Annotated in this window: 17 protein-coding genes; 4 read left to right on the forward strand and 13 right to left on the reverse strand. The window is 40.3% G+C overall.

The features are described 5' to 3' along the window. Positions 1–26: 26 nt before the first annotated feature. The 8 genes from rny to LMU01S_RS07460 all read right to left on the reverse strand — a co-directional run bounded on the left by rny (position 27) and on the right by LMU01S_RS07460 (position 10467). Positions 27–1577: a ribonuclease Y gene (gene rny / locus LMU01S_RS07425; RefSeq protein WP_056959030.1), complete on the reverse strand. Its 1551-nt coding sequence runs from the start codon at positions 1575–1577 to the stop codon at positions 27–29. 179 nt (positions 1578–1756) lie between these two features. Beyond that, on the reverse strand, positions 1757–2863 hold the full coding sequence (gene recA / locus LMU01S_RS07430; protein WP_004048185.1) for a recombinase RecA: 1107 nt from the start codon (positions 2861–2863) through the stop codon (positions 1757–1759). Positions 2864–3080: 217 nt separating this feature from the next. Further along, positions 3081–3668 carry a CDP-diacylglycerol--glycerol-3-phosphate 3-phosphatidyltransferase gene (gene pgsA / locus LMU01S_RS07435; protein WP_004048187.1) on the reverse strand — a complete coding sequence of 196 codons (588 nt, stop codon included), beginning with the start codon at positions 3666–3668 and terminating at the stop codon, positions 3081–3083. Between the two features lie 107 nt (positions 3669–3775). Next, positions 3776–4702 (reverse strand): helix-turn-helix domain-containing protein, encoded by a 927-nt coding sequence (locus LMU01S_RS07440; protein WP_056959031.1) that lies wholly within the window; start codon positions 4700–4702, stop codon positions 3776–3778. A 39-nt stretch (positions 4703–4741) separates the two neighbouring features. Further along, positions 4742–5470 carry an elongation factor P 5-aminopentanone reductase gene (gene ymfI / locus LMU01S_RS07445; RefSeq protein WP_004048191.1) on the reverse strand — a complete coding sequence of 243 codons (729 nt, stop codon included), beginning with the start codon at positions 5468–5470 and terminating at the stop codon, positions 4742–4744. Further along, positions 5467–6774, reverse strand: coding sequence for an EF-P 5-aminopentanol modification-associated protein YfmH (gene yfmH / locus LMU01S_RS07450; RefSeq protein WP_056959032.1), 1308 nt, complete (start codon positions 6772–6774; stop codon positions 5467–5469). Before yfmH ends, ymfI begins: the two co-directional genes overlap by 4 nt. Continuing rightward, positions 6774–8036: an EF-P 5-aminopentanol modification-associated protein YfmF gene (yfmF, locus tag LMU01S_RS07455; RefSeq protein ID WP_056959033.1), complete on the reverse strand. Its 1263-nt coding sequence runs from the start codon at positions 8034–8036 to the stop codon at positions 6774–6776. The genes yfmH and yfmF overlap by 1 nt, the downstream gene beginning before the upstream one ends. Positions 8037–8223: 187 nt before the next feature. Further along, positions 8224–10467, reverse strand: a complete 2244-nt coding sequence (locus LMU01S_RS07460) for an FtsK/SpoIIIE family DNA translocase (RefSeq protein WP_056959034.1) — start codon at positions 10465–10467, stop codon at positions 8224–8226. A 302-nt stretch (positions 10468–10769) separates the two neighbouring features. Between LMU01S_RS07460 and LMU01S_RS07465 the strand changes: the two genes are divergently transcribed. Beyond that, complete coding sequence (locus tag LMU01S_RS07465) at positions 10770–12407, forward strand: peptide ABC transporter substrate-binding protein (RefSeq protein WP_056959035.1); 1638 nt, start codon at positions 10770–10772, stop codon at positions 12405–12407. Positions 12408–12446: 39 nt separating this feature from the next. On the opposite strand, the gene LMU01S_RS07470 is transcribed toward LMU01S_RS07465, so the two are convergent. The 3 genes from LMU01S_RS07470 to LMU01S_RS07480 all read right to left on the reverse strand — a co-directional run bounded on the left by LMU01S_RS07470 (position 12447) and on the right by LMU01S_RS07480 (position 14527). After that, the gene (locus LMU01S_RS07470; protein WP_056959036.1) at positions 12447–12959 is read right to left on the reverse strand and encodes a tRNA (cytidine(34)-2'-O)-methyltransferase; all 513 of its coding nucleotides are present in this window, start codon (positions 12957–12959) and stop codon (positions 12447–12449) included. Between the two features lie 192 nt (positions 12960–13151). Further along, complete coding sequence (locus LMU01S_RS07475; RefSeq protein ID WP_056959037.1) at positions 13152–14009, reverse strand: methyltransferase domain-containing protein; 858 nt, start codon at positions 14007–14009, stop codon at positions 13152–13154. A gap of 8 nt (positions 14010–14017) precedes the next feature. Beyond that, positions 14018–14527, reverse strand: a complete 510-nt coding sequence (locus tag LMU01S_RS07480) for an aminoacyl-tRNA deacylase (RefSeq protein WP_056959038.1) — start codon at positions 14525–14527, stop codon at positions 14018–14020. A gap of 221 nt (positions 14528–14748) precedes the next feature. Between LMU01S_RS07480 and LMU01S_RS07485 the strand changes: the two genes are divergently transcribed. Continuing rightward, entirely contained in the window at positions 14749–15726 is a 978-nt protein-coding gene (locus LMU01S_RS07485; protein ID WP_056959039.1) for a GMP reductase, read from the forward strand. Positions 15727–15780: 54 nt separating this feature from the next. Here the strand turns inward: LMU01S_RS07485 and LMU01S_RS07490 are convergent, their stop codons facing one another. Further along, the gene (locus tag LMU01S_RS07490; RefSeq protein WP_056959040.1) at positions 15781–16143 is read right to left on the reverse strand and encodes a PTS glucitol/sorbitol transporter subunit IIA; all 363 of its coding nucleotides are present in this window, start codon (positions 16141–16143) and stop codon (positions 15781–15783) included. A gap of 193 nt (positions 16144–16336) precedes the next feature. Between LMU01S_RS07490 and LMU01S_RS07495 the strand changes: the two genes are divergently transcribed. Both LMU01S_RS07495 and LMU01S_RS07500 read left to right on the forward strand, forming a co-directional pair. Then, positions 16337–17353, forward strand: a complete 1017-nt coding sequence (locus tag LMU01S_RS07495; RefSeq protein ID WP_056959041.1) for a lactonase family protein — start codon at positions 16337–16339, stop codon at positions 17351–17353. Between the two features lie 5 nt (positions 17354–17358). Continuing rightward, the gene (locus LMU01S_RS07500; RefSeq protein ID WP_174519384.1) at positions 17359–18003 is read left to right on the forward strand and encodes a copper homeostasis protein CutC; all 645 of its coding nucleotides are present in this window, start codon (positions 17359–17361) and stop codon (positions 18001–18003) included. A 78-nt stretch (positions 18004–18081) separates the two neighbouring features. Here LMU01S_RS07500 and LMU01S_RS07505 read toward each other — a convergent pair. Next, positions 18082–19106, reverse strand: a 1025-nt coding sequence (locus LMU01S_RS07505; RefSeq protein WP_439956668.1) for a YdcF family protein, incomplete at its 5' end; no start/stop codon positions are given.

The raw sequence follows: 19106 nt of genomic DNA on the forward strand, positions 1-19106 counted from the left end.
TTTTTTTGATACAATTGCTAAAACTATTACTTAGCATATTCGACCGCTCGTGTTTCACGAATAACGGTAACTTTGATATGCCCTGGATATTCAAGTTCTTCTTCGATCTTATTTCGAATATCACGTGCTAAAACAGTTGCCTCTAAGTCGTTGACCTCATTTGGTTTAACGATGATCCGAACTTCACGCCCAGCTTGGATCGCATAACTCTTCTTCACACCTTCAAATTCATTAGAGATATTCTCCAATTTTTCAAGGCGGTGAATGTAGTTTTCTAGCGACTCGCTCCGAGCCCCTGGACGTGCAGCTGAAACTGCATCAGCCGCTGCAACTAAAACTGCGATCGTTGATTTTGGTGCTACATCCCCGTGATGAGATTCGATCGTATTGACAACGACATCGTTTTCTTTATATTTCTTCGCCAATTCTACCCCGATCTCAACGTGAGAGCCATCAACTTCATGATCGACCGCTTTTCCGATATCGTGTAGTAAACCTGCGCGTTTCGCTATTGTAACATCTTCACCTAACTCAGCTGCAAGGACCCCTGTGATCTTAGCAACTTCGATCGAATGATCCAACACATTTTGACCGTAACTTGTCCGATAATTCAAACGGCCGACCGTCTTGATCAAATCTGGGTGCATTGAATGGATCCCAAGATCAAAGATAGCTTCTTCACCAGTCTGGCGGATCCGGCTATCCATTTCCTTAGTAGCCTTTTCGACCATTTCCTCAATGCGTGCCGGATGGATCCGACCATCTTGGATCAATTTTTCTAAAGCCATTTTGGCGATCTCACGTCTTACAGGATCAAAGCCACTCAAAACGACAGCTTCAGGAGTATCATCAATGATCAGATCGATCCCTGTCAAAGTTTCAAGTGTGCGAATATTACGCCCTTCACGCCCGATAATGCGGCCCTTCATCTCATCATTTGGTAAGTTAACGACTGAGACGGTGGTTTCAGAGACCATATCAGCTGCACTACGTTGGATAGCCTGCGCGATCAAACTCTTGGCTTTTTTGTCAGCTGTGGCTTGAGCTTGTGCTTCGCTTTCCTTGATCATCACAGCTAACTCATAACTCAAACTGTTACGTGTCTCTTTAAGAATAAGCTCCTTAGCTTGGTCTTTTGTCAAAGCGGCGATTTCTTCCAGCTTATCTTTTTGTTTTTGTTCAAGTGAAGCGACTTCTTTGCTCTTTGCATCTAATCTTTGTTGCTCAGCACTCAATTGATCTTCTTTTTGTGTAAGCACTTGTTCGCGTTTGTCTAAGACTGAATCCTTGCGATCAAGGTTCTCCTCTCTTTTCAACAAACGATTTTCTTGTTTCTGAACTTCAAAGCGTCTCTCTTTCAATTCGCCTTCGACTTCTTTACGGTAGCGATGACTTTCATCTTTTGCTTCCAGTAAAGCCTCTTTTTTGGCACTAGCAATAATACCTTTGGCCGTTTGAGTTGCGGCATCTAGCGATTGTTCATAACTACGCTTTCGATAAAAGATTCCTAAAGCAAAACCTAGCACTAAAGTCAAAACAGCGATTGCGAGGATGGCACTAATAACAGTATAGTTCAAGTTTGCACCTCCGCGATCTATTTTATCGTGGTAAATCGACGGCTTAGGTCTAATTTACACACAATAGTATTTTAATGTTTAATGTTGGTAAATGTCAATCATTATCAGTCCGTTTGACCTTTTATCTAAATGATGTCGCAAAAAAAGAGTAGTCCTAGCAACCGGCTACTCTTTAAAGTTTATTTTTCATCTTTGCCTAAGTCTAAACTGACCGGCTTATTAGCTGTCTTTTTATCAGCTTTAGCCGCTTCTTTTTCCTTAGCTTTTTTTTCTTTTTCAAGTGCTTTTTTCTCTTTTTGTGTGAGCGTTGGTGTATCACGAACTTTTTGGGTGATCTCATCGGCCACTTCCGGATGTTCACTCAAGTAAGCCTTTGTCTTTTCACGACCTTGACCAATATGATTACCACCGTATGAGAACCATGAACCACTCTTTTCGATGATATCTTTTTCAACTGCTAAGTCGATCAATTCACCCATCTTCGAGATCCCTTCGCCATACATGATATCAACTTCTGCCGTTCTAAATGGTGGTGCGACCTTGTTTTTCACAACTTTGATCCGAGTCCGGTTACCTAAGACATCGGAACCATCCTTGATCTGTTCAGCACGCCGAACTTCCAAGCGGATCGTTGAGTAAAACTTAAGGGCCCGTCCACCAGGGGTCGTTTCCGGATTACCAAACATCACCCCAACTTTTTCACGGATCTGATTGATAAACAAAGCGATCGTCTTAGTCTTGTTGATCGTACCTGAAAGTTTACGCAAAGCTTGAGACATCAAACGCGCTTGTAAACCAACATGTGAGTCGCCCATCTCACCTTCGATCTCAGCTTTAGGAACTAAAGCAGCTACGGAGTCAATGACCACGATATCTACCGCACCAGAAGAGACCAAGGCATCTGCAATCTGTAGACCTTCTTCACCAGTACCGGGTTGAGAGAGCAACAAGTCGTCGATATTTACGCCCAAAGCTGTCGCATAGGCAGGATCAAGCGCATTTTCCGCATCGATATAGGCTGCTAGACCGCCTTGTTTTTGAACTTCAGCTACCGCTTGCAAGGCAACGGTGGTCTTACCAGAACTTTCAGGCCCATAGATCTCCACGATACGTCCCCTTGGGAAACCACCTACTCCCAAAGCTTCATCAAGGGCCAATGACCCACTTGGAACAGTTGAGATCTGGGTATCAGCCTTTTCACCCATCTTCATGATGGCACCTTTACCGAAATCTTTTTCGATCTTCTTGAGCGCTTTGTCTAAAGCAACTTGTCTTTCGTCAGCCAAATTTACTCCTCCTCTTTGTCATCTACTCACAAAGAACGTTTCCTAATCTACGTTCAATTACTCTGTACCATATATCATACTTATTTTTTTCAAAAAAAGCAAGCATTTTGCGAACTAATGTTTGACATATTTTAGCCTCACTTTAAAGATACGCAAAACCTTTGGATCTCTATGCAAATAAATAGACCACTTCACCAGTTGAAGTAGTCTATCGTTTTTAATCATTAAAAGAATCGGCAAAAATACTTCTACTCTTCCAAAAATAATCCAAACCTGAATATACTGTAAAGAATAAGCAGATGTACAATAAGATCTCACCGATCATGATATTTGCATTGATAAAGAAAACATTATTCAAATACAAGAACAAGATCGCAAACATTTGGGTCATTGTTTTGATCTTACCTGGGAGTTCAGCTGCCATGACTTTACCATCATTTTCAACGATGATCAAGCGTAAACCTGTTACAGCCAATTCGCGGCAAACAATGATCGCCGCGACCCACGCAGGTACCTTGCCCATTTGTACTAAGATGATAAATGCGGTCATCACTAACATCTTATCAGCTAAAGGATCAGCAAATTTGCCAAAATTGGTAACTAATTTTTGTTTACGCGCGATCTGACCATCCGCAAAGTCCGTGATCGAAGCAACCGCAAAGATCAGCGCTCCGAGCAATTGTGTGGTCGGAATAACAGTACCAGCTAAAACTACCTCGCCCCAATCAAGCGGTAATAGTAAGACCAACATGAAGATCGGGATCAAGATGATTCGTAAAACTGTCAATTTATTCGGTAAATTCATAATTTTCTACTGTGTTGGCGGAAAAGTTTCACACTTTGAAAAGCGCACAGTTTCCTTTCTTAGATTTACTTATGCTCTGGCATCCACCATTTTCTGCCATACTACTTTTATTGTGCTGTTGTTTGGGCAACATTTAGGGTGATCGTACGTACGGTCAAAGTCTCGTTTTCTTTTAAGAAATCAAATTTCTTACCGTTGATCTTGATCGAGGTAGCCTTTGAGTTTCCTAAATTCAAAGTGATCGTTGTTGTATTTTCAGGGATCTCAACTGTTTGCGACGTATTAGCAGCATTGAGCGTCCCTTGCCAGACTTGAACTCCATTGGCTGAAACAGCATTCCAAGCTGTTGCGCCATCAGAAACTGTCATTTCGATCTTGTTTGTAGCCGGAGCATTTTCTAGATCATATACGAAAGCTGAACCCGTAGCTGAAGTATTAGTGATCTTTTGTTTAGTTGTCTTTTTAGATTCCTTCTTAGCTTTTGTACTTGAGCTTTCTTTTTTAGATGTGCTGCTACTACTTTCACTACTTGAAGCTTTTTCCTTAGAACTACTGCTCTTAGCAGAACTTTCAGAAGAAACTGAGACTTTTTGGCTGTTATCGGCGATCTGTGTACTGCTATTACGTTCACGATCTCCCCAAGCAAAGATATAGATCGTTCCTAAGATCGCAACTACGATAGATACGATAATGATCGTAGGTAAATAACGGATCAACCCTGCAAGAATCGGTGACATAGTTTTTTCTTCTTCGCGCTTGACCGCTTCAGTACGCGTCGTTGCTTCTGTTTCTTCTGGTTTGGGAGCCTTATCTTCATCTAGCTTAGCTAGCAACTCTTCTGGATCGATCCCAACAGTTTCTGCATATTGCTTGATAAAAGCTCGCACATAGAATTTACCTGGTAGCGCTGCAAAATCACCGTCTTCGATCGCGATCAAATAACGTTTTTGGATCTTGGTCGTTTGTTGCAAGTCGTCTAGTGTCAAACCTTTTTCTTTACGCGCTTCTTTTAAAATTGTTCCAATATCTGTCATTTTATCTAATTTCTCCGTCTCTTTTTTAGATTCTATCGTCTACACGAGCCAACCACCGGTCACATAAAGTGTCTGACCCGTTAAATAACTAGCTTTAGGGGCTAACAACATTTTTACGAAATAACTTATCTCACTTGGCTGAGCAAAGCGACCACTGGGGATCTCTTCTTTTACTGCTTGCCGTTCACTACCAGAAAACATCTGATTCATCTGCGTATCTATTGCTCCAGGTGCGAGCGTATTGACCGTGATCCCCAAAGAAGCTACTTCTTTACTATAAGCTTTGCAAAAAGCACTTTGCGCTCCTTTTACCGTACTATAACCGACTTCTAAAGCACTACCAGCTCCACCATAGACCGAGCCGATAAACACGATCCGCGCTGCTTGACTGCGGGCTAATTTAGCTTCGAGCAATGCGATCAAACGCAACGGACTTTGTAGTTGCATCGCCAACAACTGATCAAAAGCCTGTGGTTCTTGTTGGCTAAATAGACCATACTCTGTCGTTCCTTGTGCAAAGATCAATGCATCTAGACTGCCAAAGATCTGGGAAGCTACTTGCAACATCGTGTCTGGTGCTGTAAGGTCAGCTTGGATCGTTAAAAAATCCTGCTTGGGATAATTCTTTGCTAGTTCTACTACTAGATCATCTACACGCGTTTTGTTGCGATAGTAATGTAAATATAACGACCAGCCATCAGCAGCTAAGTCTTTAGCTATTTGGTGACCTAGATCACCTGAAGCTCCACAGAGCAAAGCCCATTTCATTTATCTTCATCTTCTTTCGGGAGAATTTGGTAAACACTGATCGCTTCTGACCGTAAGAATTGCTTGGCCACAGCTTTGATATCAGCTAAAGTCAATTGTTCTAAAAGCGCTCCAACATCAAACAAGGTCGCATTTTCAAACAGCTCAGCTTCATAACGATTGGCGATACTCTCTAATGAATTCATCGCTTGGATATTACGTCCGATCAGCTCACGTTTAGCTAATTCAAAAGCAGCTTCTTTATCTTCTAAAAACTCTAACGCGTGCTCAGCGATCTCGATCACGGCATTGGATAGTTCTTGTGGTTTATTGGTATCACCCGAGATCGTAGCAAAATGAAAACCTCGTTCTAAAGAAAAATCATAACCAAAACTGTCGTCTAAGATACCTTCATCATAAAGTTCTAGGTATTTATCTGAAGTTTCGCTGTAAAGTAAGTACAATAATAATTCGACTGCTAGCTTATATCGCAGACCTGCTCGACCTGCCGGTACTTTATCCAGTCCCTTGATCCCTATGATCGTTTTAGGACGCTGGACCTCCAATTCCGTCATCCGATAAGGAATAATATCTCTACCTTCTAGATCAAAAAATTCTTCAGCTCGCTTGATCGGCTCAGGACTTGGGAATTCCTTAACTGCTTGATTTTCTTTGATCAACTCGAGCATAGCTTCAACTTCAAAATTCCCGACTAAGAAGAGATCCATGTTACTTGGCTGATAAAAAGTCTTGTAACAGTCATAAAGATCTTTGGCAGTGATCTTATTGATCGAATCAACTGTCCCAGCGATATCTATACTTAATGAATTTTTAGGATACATGTTCTCAATGATCCCAAAATATAAGCGCCAATTGGAGTCATCATCATACATTTTGATCTCTTGACCAATGATACCTTTTTCTTTTTCAACTGTCTTTTCCGAAAAATACGGCGTTTGCACAAAATCCAATAACGTCGTCACACACTTAGCAACATTTTGTGTCGTTTGAAATAGATAACTCGTACGCGTAAAACTGGTAAAGGCATTCGCATCAGCCCCATATTTACCAAATAGTTCAAAGGCATCGTGATCTTCTTTTTCGAATAATTTATGTTCCAAAAAGTGGGCGATCCCATCAGGAAAACGACGAATTTCAGTCTCACCTAGAGGAACAAATTCGTTATCAACTGAGCCATAATCAGTCGTCAAGATCCCATAGGTCTTATGAAAATCTGTTCGTGGCAAAAAATTGACTTTTAGCCCATTATCCAAAGTAGCCGTATAAAGCGTCTCGCCAAATTGCGGATAACTATTGATCTCCACTAAATATGCCCCCCATCTAAGAAAAATACAGCTTGAAGCTCAGCTAAATTTGCCACCTCTACCACGTCTTGATGTGAAACTTGGTTGATCTTTTCGATCCAGGTCGCTGGTGTTTCCGACACTTGGCTCAATATATCTAGCTGACTACGTGTAATCGCCGTCATTTGATTATCTAAACGGCTTTCATAACCGTTGATCAAATTTAGTTTGATATTTTCTAATTCAGTTTCACTGAATTTTCCTGCAGCTAGATCAGTAACTTGTTGTCTGATCAAGCTGTAGGCTTTTTCTTTGTCCCTTGTCTTGATACCCGTCTGGATCAAGAGCAACTGCCGGAAGGGATCAAAATTACTACTTGCATAATAAGCAAGACTTTCTTTTTCGCGTACATTAGCAAATAATTTGGACTGTGGTGAGCCCCCCAATAAGGCATTAAAGACTACAGCAGCATAGTGGTCAGCATCGCGATAAGTGGTCGGCAATCGATAAGCTAAGTCTAGCTTGCTTTGATTTAAAGTCTGTTTTTCGACGACTTCGACCACTTGGGTCCGTATTGGTTGCTCATAACAAAGCTTGGTGATCGCAGTCGTTCTTTTGCCAAAAGGTAATGCAAGCACATTTTCCTCAACTTCAGCTTCTAAGACATCACCTGACACGAAGATCTGGATCTGATCATTTTGAAGCATTTCCAAATAATAAGCGTAAAGTTCAGCTGCCGTAACTGAAGCTAGATCCTCCACTGTCCCATAGTTAGCAGCTTGTTGGATCGCATCCTCAAAATAGACCTTTTGCAATTCTAACGCCGCATAGGACTGTTTATTATCTTTGACTGCTTCGATATAAGCAGTCAAATTAAGCTTTTGACGCTCAAAAGTTGCTTCATCAAAGGCTCCATCATTGGCTAATGGGGCAAAGATCAATTCTTTTAAAAATGAGAAAACTTGACCTAACAAATCTTCGGGATGCAAAAGATAGTTATCATTTACACAATTCAAAACAAAATTTAGAATATGTACTTGCCCGCGCCGGCTGACTGTTGTACCAAAACTTGCTCCATACATCTTGGAAAGCTCTAAGGCAACTGCTTTTTGTGTCGGATAAGCTTGACTACTCGTTTCTAAAATATTAGCTAATAGCGTTCGCATAACGAGTTCTTTGCGATCTGTCAACTCTTTTAAAAATGAGATCACGACTCGTGTTGTCTTGAACTGTTGTGTAGGGATCACATTCAACATGACCCCCGTATTGATTTCTTTTTGCACTAACAGTTCCCCCTTCGATATGTTACTGATATATTTCTAGTTGTTTAGTCAAATAGTTTATATACTCTCTAACTATGATAAGGTAAAAGACCTGCATTGACAAGTTTCAATCACAAGGTTTTCGCTTAAAAAATAAATTTTATTTCTACCAAAAAAGCCCGTCTAGATCAGACGAGCAAAAATGCGATCAATCATCGACTTTTTTTGATTTTAAATAAACTTGGCGTGGTTTAGAACCAGCTTGGGGGCCGATCATGCCTCGATTTTCAAGCTCTTCTACCAGATTGGCAGCTCGATTATAACCGATCCTAAAATGGCGCTGGATCAATGAGGTACTACATTTTTGTTCCTGCGTGATAAAAGCTACGACTTCATCAAAAAGCTCATCAGTCCCATTATCATCTGGAGTTTTAAGCTCACTTTCAGAAACTTCTAACGCTTGATCATACGTCACTTCGGCTTGAGCTTTGATGAAATCAACAACATTTTGAACGTCTTCATCATAGATATATGCCCCTTGGACTCGCGATGGTTTATTTTGGCCCATTGGTAAATAGAGCATATCACCACGACCTAATAATTTTTCAGCACCAACTTGATCGATGATCGTCCGTGAATCAGTCCCGCTTGAGACCGCAAACGCCATCCGCGAAGGCACATTAGCCTTGATGATCCCCGTGATGACATCCACAGAAGGCCGTTGGGTAGCTAAGATCAAATGGATCCCAGCAGCCCGTCCCATTTGCGCGATCCGTGTGATCGCAGCTTCGACCTCGTTACCAGTCGTCATCATCAGATCGGCTAATTCATCGACTACAACAACGATATATGGCATCTGTTCATAATTAGCAGGATCTTTAGCAGCCATTTTATTATAGCCCGTTAAATTTCTTTGCCCCGTTTGAGCAAAGATCTCATAACGCTGTTGCATTTTTGCAACGACTTTTTCCAAAGTCACCGCTGCTTTACGCGGTTCTGTTACAACTGGCGTCAATAAATGTGGCAGATCATGATACATTCCAAGCTCTACTTTCTTTGGATCGATCAAGACCAGCTTGACTTGCTCAGGCAAACAATTCATCAATAAACTCGTCAAAATAACATTGATCGCGACCGACTTTCCACTCCCAGTCGATCCTGCGATCAACAAGTGTGGCATCTTAGCTAGATCAGCTGTGACCAACCCATTTGAGATATCACGTCCCAAAGGTACTTCAAGTGGTGAAAAATCAGCCTCACGAAATTCAGCCATCAATTCTTTAAACGAAACAGTCGCTACTTTTTGATTGGGCACTTCGATCCCGACTAAAGCTTTCCCCGGGATCGGCGCTTCGATCCGAATATCTTTAGCAGCCAAGGCTAAAGCAAGATCATCTGCTAAACTGACAAACTTAGACACTTTGACCCCGATGGCGGGATGTAATTCATATTTAGTTACCGCTGGACCTAAGATAATATTTTTTAGTTCAGCCTGAACCCCAAAACTTTTGAGCGTTTCTGTCAAGACTACTTGATTTTGTTTGATCTTCTTTTTTTCACCCGTGCGATCGGGAACCAAAACTTCGCTCAATAGATCTAGACTCGGTAATTCATACGTACCATCACCTTTAACTGATAGTACTTTTTTGGGTTTAGGAATTGTTTTTTTCTCGGGTGGTATGCTCACTGTAGGCTCAGCTACTACTGGTGTTGGTTCTGGGATCGGCTCTTGTGATGCAGGGGCTTTTCTATCAGAACTAGGTTCAACTTCGGTAAACAATTCCTTAGAAGTCGTCTGTTTGAAACTTTTTAGTTCAGTTCTAGCCTTTTTTAGTAAATTTAATGTCCCAAAGACTAAAGTTTTAAATATCCGTCCGATATTTTCTAATACTGCACTAAAGGAGATCTGACAGATAAACAAGACCCCAGCCCCTACTAGTAAGCAAGCTAACAGATAAGAGCCGATCTGACCTAACAAAAAATACGTCAAGCTATACAAAATGACCCCTATGATCCCTCCTGCTAGATCCTCGTTCAAAGTCCCTGAAACAAGATCATGCCCCGCTCGTTCAAAAAAGGCTTCAATAAAATCAGTGTGGATCGCCAAATTTTGAAAAGTAGAAGCGCTGATCCACAAAACGACCCCTAAATATAACAAGATCGCCCCTACAAGATAGTTGGTTCTTAATTTGAAAACACGATCAAACAATAACCAGTAACTTCCTAAGATCCCCAAAAGTACTGCTCCTAATTGATAAGTATTTCCGACTACTAAGCGTAACATGTTAGCAAATAATGTCCCTAAAAAGCCTAGATCTAGCATGATCGCTACTGCAAAGATCAATGCCAAAGCCCCGTATGCTCTCCAAGTCAACTTGAGATCTTTGCTATTTTTAGTTCGCTTTTTCTTATTGTTTTTTGGTTTACTTCTAGTATTTCTTCTGTGCGCCAAATTTACCCCTCGATTTCTTTTGGAATCACCCTAAATTCCACTCAATGCTCACTAAATTATAACACATTTACCTCAAGTTGCTATTCTTTAAAATATAATAAGCAAAAACTTTTGATATCGATCATCAATAAAAAGATTAAAACCTTTTATATTAATATTTAACAGGAATTATTTATTTTTAAAAAAACTAAATAATTATCTTGAAATTATAATTTTTATAAAATATAATAACAGAAATTAAAAAATTACTTTTTTAATTTAGGGGTAGCTTACAGAACAATTATTTTAAGGGGGAATAACCTATGTCATTAAAAAAACTACTCGTGACCAGTAGTACTTTACTTGTTGCCACACTGACACTAAGTGCTTGTGGCAACTCCAACTCTAAACAAGCGACTAACAAACCTGCAGCTAAGCAAGTTTTAAATTGGTCATTAAAAAGTGAGATCGCCACACTTGATTCAGCCCTTGTTCCAGAAAACGGGAGCGCTAATATGATCAACAACGCTATGGAGGGGCTTTTCCGAATCAAAAATAATCATGCTGAACCAGGGTTAGCTACAAAGACTAAAGTTTCAAAAGATGGGCTGACCTATACGATGACCTTACGCAAAAATGCTAAATGGTCAAATGGTGATCCCGTCACCGCTCATGACTTTGTCTATGCTTGGCATCGAGCTGTTGATCCTAAAAATGCAGCTCCAGGATCATATCTTTACAGTGGGATCAAAAATGCTGATGCGATCATCGCAGGTAAGATGGCACCAGATACCTTAGGCGTCAAAGCAAACGGTGACTATGAACTTGTTGTTCAACTTGAACAACAGATACCTTACTTTAAACTTTTGATGGGCGATATTCGTTTCTTCCCGCAAGATCAAAAAGCCGTTGAAAAATATGGAGCTAAGTATGGAGCTTCAGCTAAAACCACCGTTTTTAACGGTCCTTTCTTATTAGAAGGTTGGACGGGGTCTAATCTAAACTGGAAATTTGTTAAAAATAAGAATTACTGGGACAAAAAACACGTTAAGATGGAAACTATCAACTTTAAAGTAAATAAAAGCGCTACAACAGCTTATAACCTTTATCAAGCAAATAAAGTTGACTTCACAACGCTTTCTGCTGAACAAGCAAAGGAATTAGCCAAAACACCAGGTTATAAAGTTTTACAAGAAGCTCGCACAACATATATGGAATATAACTTAGAGAAAAAAGAGTTCAAAAACAAAAAGGTCCGTCAAGCTTTATCTTATGCGATCGACCGCAAGCACTTAGCCCAAAACGTTGCTGGGGGCGGCGCTGTTCCATTGACCAATTTTGTTCCCAAAGACCTAGCCAAGTTTAAAGGTAAAGATTTTTCTGAGTTAGCTGCTACTAAAGTTGGAGTGACATATAATAAAAAATTAGCCCAAAAGTTACTCAAAGAAGGTCTCAAAGAATTAGGTGAAGATCATTTTGAATTTACCTTACTAGGACGCGATGATGAAACGTCTAAAAAAGAGACTGAGTTCATCCAAAGTCAGATCGAACAGACTTTACCTCAAGTTAAGGTCGTAACACGTAATATCCCCGGAAAAGTGATCATCGCTCAAGCCTCAAAAGGTGATTTCGATGCCCAACTCACTGGTTGGTTAGCTGATTTTGCTGACCCGATCAATTTCTTAGATGTTGAAACAAAAGCAAATTTCACTAACATGGGTAATTATGATAGTGCTGAATACAATAAGCTTGTTACTGCCGCTAAAACAACTGACGCCTTAAATGAAACTAAACGCTTCGAAGACATGATCAAAGCGGCTAAGTTACTTAACGAAGATCAGCCAGTTGTTCCATTACTTCAAGATAATGTTCCTGAAATGCTTCGTCCAACAGTACACGATATGGTTCAAAATTCAGCTGGGATCACAGATGATTTTAAAGAAGTTTATGTAACTGAATAGTCAAAAAGAGACTTGCCTTTATGACAAGTCTCTTTTTGACTATTTTAATTTATCGTTTTCATACGTATGTGTCTTATCAAGCTTTGGAAAACCTTGTTGTCTTAGAGCTTCATAAACTACGATCGCTGCTGTATTCGATAAGTTCAGCGCCCGAATGTGTTCATCGTTTTGTGGGATCCGAATACACTTTTCTTCATTTTGGCGCATAAAATTTTCTGGCAAGCCAGTCGTTTCCTTTCCAAAAAGAAAATAATGCTCAGTCTTAGGTTCGGTATAGTCGACTTCAGTATATGCTAAATTGGCAAATTTTGAAACGACATGTAATTTAGCATCAGCACCTAAAGTTTCCAAAAACGCTGGCAAATTAGCATGATAAGTGATCTTTACTTTATCCCAATAATCTAGACCAGCTCGTTTTAAATATTTATCATCAGTCGAAAATCCCAAAGGTTCGATCAAATGTAATTCAGTATTCGTTCCTGCACAAGTTCGAGCGATATTGCCAGTATTTGCTGGCATCAAAGGTTCAAATAAAACAATATGGTTAGCCATCTTTTTTCTTCTTTCATTTTAAGATCTTATTTACATAAAAAAAGCGTAATTGTTCGGTGTGGGCACGGCGAACAATTACGTTAATGAAGTACAATCACATAGCAACTAACGACAGTGCATTAATTACTCATAACCGATTTCTTATCGACTATCATAGCACTTATTTAGGTAGTTTTCAATCTTTTTTCAAAATTATTTTTCACCACTGAGTAAGGTCACATCCACTGTGATCTGCTTTAACGGCTGACTCGCAGCTTTTTGCAAACTTTCGGCCGAAGCCCCCCACTGTAAAGGCGTCATTTTCATAAGCGCAGCAAACAAAGCATCATCTAACGAAAAACCATACTTTATTCGTGTACTAGTTGCTTTAGGATAGTGCTTATAGAAAAGATCCAGCACTTTTTGATTACTATATTCGTGTTTTTCATCATTTTCAGCATACAATAACCGCCGTAATTCACCTAGATAGTTAGCATTTGGAATGACTTTCAAAAGTTTGCCCGATTTTTTCTGGACCCGTGCAAATTCACTATAGGCAGATGGTGAAAAAATATCGATCAAGTAATCAAAACTTTGTTCACTAAATGGAAGATCAGCTAGATCGGCAATACAAAAAAAGCCAGCCGTTTCTTGTTGCGTTGCCAGATTGATCGCACGTTTCGAAATATCAAAGCCTACATATCGGTCAGAGCTATCAGCTCGCTTATGTTCTAAGCGTTGTAAAACACTACCTTCCCCACAGCCAATATCGAGCACTTTGATACCTGCTCGTTCACCGATCTGGTTTGTTATTTCTTCAATGATCGGATCAAAAAAGCCAGCTTGTAATAGCGTACGGCGCGCTTGCCACATTGCATCGTCATCATAGTCACTCTTGACACCATGTTTGATCAAATACAAAGTCCCTTTTTTAGAAAGGTCAAATTGATGCTCTTTGATACAGTAAACTGTCGTCTTTTCTACTTTACTAAAGGGCGCTTTACAGGTCGGACACCGAAATAACTCTTTATTTTGCGCAACAAATCGTGCTCCCCGTTCGATTTTTTTCATACTCATCCCTACTTTTCGACCTTGATATATTTACCCTTGACTAGATCTATTAAATCAGTTTGTTTTAAGCGGACCGAACGCCCAACTTTACCAGCTGAAACTGAGATCAATGGTTGATCTTTGATCCGTTCATCAAAATAGATCGGAAATCCCTTACGTACATTGATCCCGATCGGCGTATTAGCACCATGGATATAACCCGTGATGTTGATCAAATTTTTGTTATCGGCTAAATGAACTTGCTTTTTGCCTAGCTCTTGGGCTACCAACTTAAGGTCGATCTCATATTCAAGTGGTAAACATACGACCACATAATCTTTAGGATCTTTATTTGCTTGTAAGACGATCGTTTTTAAAATAGATTTGGGATCGACACCTTGAGCATTAGCTTCATCTAGTGCAGACTGTCCCCTAGTCAACCATTCAAATGAAGTTTCTTCATATTCAATATGATGTTGATCTAGGATCCGCTCGTCATTTGTCTTTTTTTCTTTATTTTTTTTAGCTTTTTTTACCATAAATTCTCCCTCACTTTCACTCCTGCTTTATTTTAACGTGGATCCATGCACTTGTCGAATTGCTTAATTTATTAAGTCAAATTTAACCAATGTAAAAACCGAACCTTTTTTAATACGGATATTTTTTTATTTGACTTACTCTGACTAATACGTTATATTTAATTTTGCTCTTTGGAGTTAATGATTTTTTTTACGAATAATAGATAAAGGGGTTTATAATCATGCCAGTATTTGATTATGAAGATATTCAACTTGTTCCTAATAAATGTATCGTTAAAAGTCGGTCTGAGATCGATACCCGCATTAAATTCGGTCCAATGACCTTCAACATTCCTGTCGTTCCGGCCAATATGCAAACCGTGATCGATGAAGACCTAGCTATTTGGTTAGCGCAAAATGGTTATTTCTATATCATGCACCGGTTTGAAGAAAACGAACGTGTCCCATTTGTTAAAAAGATGCACCAACTTGGACTTTTTGCCTCGATCTCAGTCGGGGTCAAACCACAAGAATATCAATTGATCGATCAACTTGCACAGGAAAACTTGATCCCTGAGTACATCACGATCGATATCGCCCACGGTCATTCAGATACCGTGATCGATATGATCAAATACATCAAGGCAAAACTCCCTGGGACCTTTGTGATCGCCGGTAACGTTGGAACTCCTGAAGGCGTACGTGAGTTAGAAAACGCCGGGGCTGACGCTACTAAAGTCGGGATCGGACCGGGTAAAGCCTGCATCACTAAAGTCAAGACTGGCTTTGGGACTGGCGGTTGGCAGTTAGCAGCTCTTCGCCTCTGCGCTAAAGCTGCTCGCAAACCGATCGTAGCTGATGGTGGGATCAGAACTAACGGCGATATCGCTAAATCTGTTCGTTTTGGGGCTTCAATGTGTATGATCGGCTCAATGTTTGCTGGACATGCCGAAACACCGGGCGAGATCATTGAACAAGACGGTAAAAAATATAAGACTTATTTTGGTTCAGCTTCTCAATACCAAAAAGGCGAATACAAAAATGTTGAAGGTAAGAAGCTCTTAGTTCCTTACCGTGGGCACATTTCCGATACCCTTCGCGAAATGCAAGAAGACTTACAATCCTCCATCTCTTATGCTGGTGGGCGTGACTTAGCTGCACTTCGTAAAGTCGATTATGTGATCGTTAAAAACTCGATCTTCAATGGTGACCAATACTAAAGAATAAAACAGATCCCCTCTAGGACCTAAACAGTCTTAGAGGGGATATTTTATCTATCCGTAAATGATCTGCGTTCCTTGTTTGATCACTGGCATAGTATGTGGCTCTAAATAGAGTACATTTTCTTGGAGATGCTCTTTTTCTGGTACCGGTTTAAAGTTGAGTACGGTATGCCCGATCGTTGTTAGGTTACTTTCAACTAATTCACCTAAATATTTTACATGATAAACTTGATCATCGATCTGGATCTTAGAACCGATCTTTAGATCATAGTTCTCGGCCGCATCATTTTCAAAGCGTTGGATCACAGAAACTTCTCGTAAGCGAGGAGAAGCTGTTTCATCAAATAAGATCACCATTGGCTCATCTTTAGAGACTGCCTTAGCTCCGATTTCAATAACTTCACTTTTGATCATAACTTTACAAACCCTCTCTAGCACATCACCTAATTTTGCGTCGCTTTATCTACACAACACAGCTACATTATACCGCACTTTTATGCAGAAAAGTAGTTTTTCTACCATTTGCGGACTTCCCGACCCAGGTTACACAATTTTTCTGCTAAAAATGTTAAAATAATAGTTAAGAAAGATGAATGGAGGGATTTTTTTGAAAGAACAGATCTACTTTGGAACTTATACCAAAAAAACTAGCCAAGGTATCTATCACGCTTTTTTAGACACTGACACCGCTCAAGTTTCCACGCCCCAAGTAGCGATCACCGTGGAAAATCCTACTTACTTAACTATAACTGATCAAACTTTGCTGACCGTAGCAAAAGAAGGTCCGTTAGGCGGGATAGCTGCTTATGAACTAGCAGATGACAGCTATGTCCTTACAGATGACGCCCTTGTAGCTGGCCCCAATCCATGCTATGTAGCTTTCGATAAAAAGCGGTCTTTAGTCTACACTGCTAATTATCACAAGGGACAGATCGATGTTTATCGTTTAAATAATGATAAAACATTGACTCTTTGTGATTCTGTCGTCCAGACTGGCTATGGCCCTCGTAAAGAGCAGGATGGCTCACACGTTCACTATACCGATCTAACTCCTGACGGGCGCTTGGCGGTCGTTGATCTAGGTAATGATACGGTCTCAACTTACGATATTTCAGCTGAAGGTAAGTTAGCACCGGTTTCGATCTTAAAAACCAAAGCTGGGCTCGGACCGCGTCATTTAGTATTTGCTCCTGATAAAAAGACAGCTTATTTGGTCGGAGAACTTTCAAGTACGGTTTCTGTGCTTGATTATGATCTTACGACTGGTGCTTTTTACTTACGCCAAACTGTAAGTACGATCCCAGATGATTGGACTGAACATAACGGGGCAGCTGCGATCAGAATTTCTAATGATGGTCGCTTTGTCTACGTTTCTAATCGCGGGCACAACTCACTTGCTGTCTTTGAAGTTTTGGATGGAGAATTGAAATTGATCCAACACCTTACGACTCACGGTGATTTTCCCCGTGATTTTGCGCTAGATCCAACTGAAAGATTTATTTTGGTCGCTAACCAAAATACTGATAATGCAACTTTGTATACCCGTGACCAAGAAACCGGATTACTTGCTTGTTGCCAAAAAGATATTCCTCTTCCCGAGGGCGTCTGCGTTTATTTTAAATAAAAGGAATGAAGAATTTGCTTTATCGCGAAGTTTGCTTAGAAAATTATACTGATCTGCCTCAAGCTGTTTTAAATGGTGCTGATCGGATCGAGATCTGTGACAATCTCGCTGTCGGTGGGACTACGATCAGTAAAGGTGTTATGGGTGAAGCCATCAAATATACCCATGAAAAAAATATTCCCTTAGTGATCTTAGTCCGTGCTCGTGGTGGAAATTTTGTTTACAATGATATCGAATTAAAGATCATGGAAGCTGACATCTTGGAAGCCCAAGCTTTAGGTGCTGATGCTGTTTGTATCGGGGCTTTGACAGCTGATGGCCAAGTCGACTACGAAGCAATGGAAACACTCATTGCCGCAGCTGGTGGAATGGAACTCGTCTTTAATATGGCCTTTGATGAATTGAACTTTGACGAACAAAAACAAACGATCGATTGGGCCTGCGAACAAGGCTTTAGTCGGATCTTGACCCATGGCGGTCCTAAAGATACTCCGATCGAAGCTAATTTAGAGCATTTAAAAGAACTCATCGCTTATGCTGACAAGCGGATCACGATCCTACCTGGTGGCAAGATCACCGCTAAAAATGCCCAAGCTGTAGCTGACGCCTTACAAGTCACTGCCGTCCACGGAACTAAATTATTAGCTTGATCTAGATAACAAGTCTGACATTCGTTGGGCTTGTTTTTTTACACCAAAAAAGCCAGTCCTCTGACTGACTCGAAATAATTATATCTTTAAATACGCAAATGCCATATATACAACACCTAAAGCCAAAATGACGCTCAGTTGTAACTTGTAGGTGATCCTTAGATAAGCGATATATTCACGCATAAACGCATTGAGTGTAAAATACCAGCGCGTTTTGGCACCAAAGCCAACACATTTAAGCCCTTGGCGTTTAGCGATCACTAAGGCACGATAAACGTGATATGAATTAGTAGCGATCCCGAACTTAGCCTCTGGTGTCATCAAACGATGTGAAAATAAGATATTTTCATACGTAGTCGTGGACTTATTTTCAACGATGATATCGTCTGCAGGTATCCCTTGCTTTACAGCATAGTTACGCATTGCTTCACCTTCTGCGATCACCTCATCTGGTCCTTTTCCTCCCGACATGATCAATTTTAAACCTGGTGTCTTACGGTAGATCTCAAGCGCCCGATCGATCCGCGCTGCCAATAACGGGGTTACTTCAGTTCCATTTAATCCTGCACCTAAGACTACGATATAGTCAAGTTTTGGCAACTTAAGGTGGACTAGATTCAAAGTCAACGTTACAGTATACATTACCATAACGAGTAAGAAATAGACCGTCACCGAACCTAAATAACCATAGGCGTACATCCAAATATTTTTATCAGTAAAATGCCCAAACATCGGCCAGATCACTAAGTAAGCTATACAAAAGAGCCCAAAACCTAGTGATAATAAATTATGGAATTTAAAGCCCTCATTTAAGATCACCTTGATCCCATTATAAAGAAAGGCTGACACTAACACAAACGGCCACAATACCATACATATCGTCACTATGATCGCTAAAAAGGCAATAATGTAAACCAACCACTGATGAGCATACAAAAACTCACTGTATCTCATCAAGATCGCAACGATAAAGACCGCCGTTGTCAGTAAAAAGGTCACAAATGAAACACCAGCCCATAAAGAACGGGGCTCGTGCCCCATGGTATAAGTAAACCAACCAATCCCAATTAAGAATATCAATACAAATATTAACACGCAGTTTG

The sequence above is a fragment of the Ligilactobacillus murinus DSM 20452 = NBRC 14221 genome, assembly GCF_001591685.1.
Taxonomy (GTDB): Bacteria; Bacillota; Bacilli; order Lactobacillales; family Lactobacillaceae; genus Ligilactobacillus; species Ligilactobacillus murinus.

What these genes read in the sequence shown, in the direction of transcription:
- pgsA (WP_004048187.1), bottom strand. Translation starts at nt 3,668, where the DNA reads ATGAATTTACCGAATAAATTGACAGTTTTACGAATCATCTTGATCCCG.
- LMU01S_RS07440 (WP_056959031.1), bottom strand. Translation starts at nt 4,702, where the DNA reads ATGACAGATATTGGAACAATTTTAAAAGAAGCGCGTAAAGAAAAAGGT.
- ymfI (WP_004048191.1), bottom strand. Translation starts at nt 5,470, where the DNA reads ATGAAATGGGCTTTGCTCTGTGGAGCTTCAGGTGATCTAGGTCACCAA.
- LMU01S_RS07465 (WP_056959035.1), top strand. Translation starts at nt 10,770, where the DNA reads ATGTCATTAAAAAAACTACTCGTGACCAGTAGTACTTTACTTGTTGCC.
- LMU01S_RS07470 (WP_056959036.1), bottom strand. Translation starts at nt 12,959, where the DNA reads ATGGCTAACCATATTGTTTTATTTGAACCTTTGATGCCAGCAAATACT.
- LMU01S_RS07475 (WP_056959037.1), bottom strand. Translation starts at nt 14,009, where the DNA reads ATGAAAAAAATCGAACGGGGAGCACGATTTGTTGCGCAAAATAAAGAG.
- LMU01S_RS07480 (WP_056959038.1), bottom strand. Translation starts at nt 14,527, where the DNA reads ATGGTAAAAAAAGCTAAAAAAAATAAAGAAAAAAAGACAAATGACGAG.
- LMU01S_RS07485 (WP_056959039.1), top strand. Translation starts at nt 14,749, where the DNA reads ATGCCAGTATTTGATTATGAAGATATTCAACTTGTTCCTAATAAATGT.
- LMU01S_RS07490 (WP_056959040.1), bottom strand. Translation starts at nt 16,143, where the DNA reads ATGATCAAAAGTGAAGTTATTGAAATCGGAGCTAAGGCAGTCTCTAAA.
- LMU01S_RS07500 (WP_174519384.1), top strand. Translation starts at nt 17,359, where the DNA reads ATGAAGAATTTGCTTTATCGCGAAGTTTGCTTAGAAAATTATACTGAT.